4 protein-coding genes and 2 pseudogenes are annotated in these 4,407 nt (G+C 63.8%); 4 read left to right on the forward strand and 2 right to left on the reverse strand.

All coding sequences use genetic code 11. The features are described from left to right. Positions 1-174: 174 nt before the first annotated feature. The 4 genes and pseudogenes from FHG89_RS25715 to FHG89_RS33950 all read left to right on the forward strand — a co-directional run. The gene (locus FHG89_RS25715) at positions 175-618 is read left to right on the forward strand and encodes an SCP2 sterol-binding domain-containing protein (protein ID WP_158630816.1); all 444 of its coding nucleotides are present in this window, start codon (positions 175-177) and stop codon (positions 616-618) included. Next, the gene (locus tag FHG89_RS25720; protein ID WP_139586987.1) at positions 615-2,684 is read left to right on the forward strand and encodes an amylo-alpha-1,6-glucosidase; all 2,070 of its coding nucleotides are present in this window, start codon (positions 615-617) and stop codon (positions 2,682-2,684) included. The genes FHG89_RS25715 and FHG89_RS25720 overlap by 4 nt, the downstream gene beginning before the upstream one ends. 47 nt (positions 2,685-2,731) lie before the next feature. Next, positions 2,732-3,238 carry a YciE/YciF ferroxidase family protein gene (locus FHG89_RS25725; RefSeq protein WP_167517520.1) on the forward strand — a complete coding sequence of 169 codons (507 nt, stop codon included), beginning with the start codon at positions 2,732-2,734 and terminating at the stop codon, positions 3,236-3,238. A 281-nt stretch (positions 3,239-3,519) separates the two neighbouring features. Continuing rightward, positions 3,520-3,707 (forward strand): annotated as a pseudogene (locus FHG89_RS33950) (hypothetical protein); the annotation flags it as partial. On the opposite strand, the gene FHG89_RS34500 reads toward FHG89_RS33950, so the two are convergent. Continuing rightward, positions 3,691-3,870: a helix-turn-helix domain-containing protein gene (locus tag FHG89_RS34500; RefSeq protein WP_158630814.1), complete on the reverse strand. Its 180-nt coding sequence runs from the start codon at positions 3,868-3,870 to the stop codon at positions 3,691-3,693. The pseudogene FHG89_RS33950 and the gene FHG89_RS34500 sit on opposite strands and share 17 nt — an antisense overlap. A gap of 147 nt (positions 3,871-4,017) precedes the next feature. After that, a pseudogene (locus FHG89_RS33955) lies at positions 4,018-4,273 on the reverse strand (ISL3 family transposase); the annotation flags it as partial. Positions 4,274-4,407: the final 134 nt, after the last annotated feature.

Below are 4,407 nucleotides of genomic sequence, written 5' to 3' on the forward strand. Positions count from 1 at the left end.
CGCCTGCACTCCGCCATCGGGCACGTCCCACCAACCGAATACGAATCGATGTTCTACGCTCAACCCCAGCCCCGCGAGGTGGTTGGAGTCAACAGCTGAGGTCTCCACAGAACCCGGGGCGGCTCAGAATCCCGTTTTCGGCCGTCGTTGACATGCCGCACCTACGATATGGGCATGTCGCCGACGAGACAGGAGCTGACACGCGCGCGGGAGACGTTTTTCCGGTCGCTGTCGTCTCGTGCGGGGCACGTGCTTCCGGGCTGGGTCGCTGGTGTGGTGTTGATCAGTGTGGAGGACGGGGGCGGTTGGGAGTTCTGGCGCGTGGCGATGCGTGACCGGAACGTTGTCGTGGGCAAGGGCAGCGAGCCGGCCGATGCCACAGTCACGTTGTCGACTGGCCTGTTCCACGACCTGATCACGGGGAATGATCAGTTGATAGCCGCGATGCTGCGTAATGAGGCGACGGTGATGGGGAAAGTTGCACTGTTGTTGGTTTTTCGGCGGTTCTTTCCCTCCGCGCCCGGGTCGGGTGATCCGAGGGACCGGGTCGATGGCTGCCGTTGGCGGGAGCGGATGGATGAGACCGTCGCCCGGAGCCGGCCGGCGGAGCGAGCATGAAACCGCTGGTCAACATTCTTGACGGCAACACGTTTTTGGTCAGCGACCGGCAGGGGGATGTTGATCCCTCGCCTGCTTTTCCCACAGGACTGTTCTCCTATGACACCCGCTTTTTGTCTACTTGGCTGTTGACCATCGACGGCGGTCGGCTTACCGCGTTGTCGGTGGATGACCTGCAGTATTTCGAGAGCCGATTTTTCCTGGTGCCGGGTGAGCCGACCCATTACGTGGACACCGACATCTCGGTGATCCGTCACCGCACGATCGGTGGCAGCTTCGATGAAGATCTTGCGGTGCTCAACGAGGGAAACAAGCCAGCGAATCTGGTCGTCAGGGTCGAAATGGGCGCGGACTTCGCGGACCTGTTCGAGGTCAAGAACCCAACGCGGAAGGCGGCGCCGGTCACGGTCGCCGTCCGTGACGGCATGCTGTGTTTCACCTATCGTCGGGGCAACTTCGAACGGCAAACAGTGGTGTCCAGCAGCGTGGCCGGCGATGTCGATGAGCACGGCATGACCTTCCGGATTCAGGTTCCCGCACACGCCGAGTGGCGCACCCGGCTGCATGTGGCGACGAATATTCTGGGCGCACAGCAGCGCGACTTCCGGGACAGCCTGCGCCTGCACCGTCCCCGCTCCGCGGCGCAGATCTCCGAGGAGCTGGCCGGATGGCTGGACAGGACGCCACGGCTAGTCAGCGACAGCGAGACGCTCACATCGACCTACCGGCGCAGCCTGACCGATCTTGCAGCGCTGCGGTACACCTCGGTCAGCACCGCCACTCACCTGGTCGCCGCTGGTCTGCCGTGGTTCATGACCCTGTTCGGCCGCGACAGCCTGTTCACCTGTCTGCAGTCTCTGCCCTTCCTGCCACATCTCACACCGCCGATCATCACCGCGCTGGCGCTGGCCCAAGGGTCTCGCTTCGATGACTTTCGCGATGAGGAGCCTGGCAAGATTCTGCACGAACTGCGCTACGGAGAATCAGCCGGCTTCGGGGAACAACCGCATTCTCCCTACTTCGGTTCCGCCGACTCAACCATGCTGTTCGTGATTCTTCTCGACGAGTACCACCGATGGACCGGCGACGACTCGCTTCCGAAACGGTTCGAGATGGAGGCCCGGGCCGCACTCGACTGGATCGACACCTACGGCGATCTGCTCGGCACCGGATATGTGTGGTACCAGACACGCAACCCCGAGACGGGATTGCAGAACCAGTGCTGGAAGGACTCGTGGGACTCGATCTCCTATGCCGACGGCCGGCTGCCCGGCTTTCCGAGAGCCACCTGCGAGTTGCAGGGCTACGCCTACGACGCGAAGAAGCGGGGCGCCCGGCTCGCTCGACTGCTGTGGGACGACCCGACCTACGCGCATCGGCTGGAGCAGGAGGCGGCCGATCTCAAGGACCGGTTCAACCGGGACTTCTGGGTCGGCGACGGCCGGTTCTACGCCTTGGCACTGGACGCCGAGGGCGGGCAGGTGGACGCCCTGTCATCCAACATCGGGCACCTGCTTTGGAGCGGCATTGTCGACCAACGGCGCGCCGCCGACGTCGTCGGCCACCTACTCGGAGCACGGCTCTTCTCCGGCTGGGGGATCCGCTCGCTCGCCACCGGAAACGGCCGCTACAACCCGCTGGGATATCACGTGGGGACGGTGTGGCCGTTCGACAACTCGATCATCGCTTGGGGCCTCTGGCGGTACGGGTTCCGGGAGGAAGCCAGCATCATCTGCCAAGCGCTGTTCGACGCCGCGCGATACTTCGACGGCCGCCTTCCAGAAGCATTCGCTGGATACGATCGGAAGCGAACAAAGTATCCCGTAGAATACCCAACGGCGTGCAGCCCACAGGCATGGTCCGCAGGGACGCCGCTGCTCCTAATCCGGGTGATGCTCGGACTGCAACCTCACGGCAACCACCTCGTCGTCGACCCCGCGCTTCCTGACAGCATCAGACGCATCGAACTACTAGACATTCCCGGCCGGTGGGGAGTCGTGGACGCCCTCGGCCGACGACGACCGGACACCAACCACAACGAACGAGACAGCGCCTCTCGCAGTTGATTGACTGACGAATCACCCAGAGTATCCGCCAAAGGATGGTGAACGGAATGAAGTCAGCCAACGAGGTATTCCTCTTTGAACTCGCGGCCATGCAGGACATTGAACGCGAAGCGCGTTCGATTCTGGGACTCCTCATCGGCGCCCGCGTCCACAACGACACACTCAAACGCATAATCGAGGACATGGCCAGCGCCAGCAACCAACACCTCGAAAGAATCGACAGCTGCCTGCGACACCTCGGCACAGCACCCCTGCAAACCCGATCCGCACCCATTCGTGGAGTTCAGGAAGACTTCCAAGACTTTCTCAGGGCCCCCCACAATGACGCAGTCCGCGACTTGTTCGCCCTCAACACCGCTCAACGCATCACCAAACTCGCCATCGCCGGCTACGAACACCTCACCGACTGGGCGACCATCATCGGAGCCGTCACCTGCACGCAGTGCCTCCTCAAGAACCTCGTCGAAAAGACAGAGACCTCACAACAACTGAGAAAGCTCAACCAAACCCTCAGCGAACAGCTGCTCGCCACCGCGGCGCCGGCAAGATCGTGAACGGGACCGTAAACTAATGGCCCTGACGGGATGGGGGCTATCAATCCCCTGAAAACGTGGAGTCTCGGCTATGCGGCTAAAGCCCCAGAGCTCGCGCCGCTGATCGCGCGCCGTCGGCGGCCGTCGCAGGCGGAGTGCTGGCGACGCCGGTTGTAAAAGTCGGTGATCCAGGGTGGCGATCTTGAGGCGTGCGCGACTCTTATCAAATTAGCCTCAGCCCTTCGTTGACGGCTGTCCCAGGGCTGAGCTGGAAACGCAGAAGTGCCTTCTGATCTGGGAAAATAGGGCTTGTCGAGAGTCCTGCTCATCCCGTTACGGAAGGCACCTGCAGAGTGAAGGTACCCCAACACGTCCAAAGATCGTGGTCACCGGTGGCGGGCGGGGCGTGGTCAACCACGCCGGTGCCCGACTGCTGGCCGATCTCGCGGACGCAACCGATCTGACCAGCGCGTTCAGCCAGGCCCTCGCCGACTGGCTCGGGGTTCGGCCAGGAGATCGTCGACGCTGGTGGCGCGGGCGAAGCGGCGCACCGTGCCTCGCGCAAGGCCGAGTCGCCGCGTGATTTCCCGGAGGCTGTGCCCCTCGGCGAGCAGAGCCTGGACCTGCTGGCAGCGGCGCCGGGTTCGGGGCACCAGCAGCCCCTGCTCTGCCCGGTCAGCGAGGGCATCGGCCGAGAGTTGGTGCAGGTCCGCCGTTGACCGCCGGCGTCGGCTGCGCTTGCGGGGAGGTGTTCAGGCAGCGGTAGTGGCGGGCGACGGTCTTCTCGACGTGCTCGGCGAGGTTGTGCCACAGATGCCACCGATTGGCGACCTGAACAGCCTGTGGCGCACCCACACGGGCGCCCTCGGCATAGGCGTTAGCGCGATCCCGGCAGATGACCTGCACGCCGGGATGCCGCCTGAGCCAAGCGGCGAGGGTGCCGGCTTCGCGGTCGGGCAGAACGTCGACCGGCCAGCGGGCCTCGACGTCGACCAGCACAGTCGCATACCGGTGCCCTCGGCGGAGCGCGAAATCATCCACGCCCAGGGCGGTGAGCGTTTTCGGGACTGCACCCGGTTCGGTTGACTCCTGACCTGTGAGGATCTGTTCCTCGCTGGAAGGATGTCTGTCATGCCGAAAGCGTTCCCCCTGGAGTTCCGCCGCGACGTCGTCGCGGTCGCCCGTAAGGG

Origin of the sequence: Micromonospora orduensis, from assembly GCF_006228125.1 — a bacterium.
GTDB lineage: Bacteria > Actinomycetota > Actinomycetes > Mycobacteriales > Micromonosporaceae > Micromonospora > Micromonospora orduensis.

Bases quoted from the DNA above. Each gene is read 5' to 3' on its own strand.
- FHG89_RS25715 (WP_158630816.1), top strand. From the start codon at position 175: ATGTCGCCGACGAGACAGGAGCTGACACGCGCGCGGGAGACGTTTTTC.
- FHG89_RS25720 (WP_139586987.1), top strand. From the start codon at position 615: ATGAAACCGCTGGTCAACATTCTTGACGGCAACACGTTTTTGGTCAGC.
- FHG89_RS25725 (WP_167517520.1), top strand. From the start codon at position 2,732: ATGAAGTCAGCCAACGAGGTATTCCTCTTTGAACTCGCGGCCATGCAG.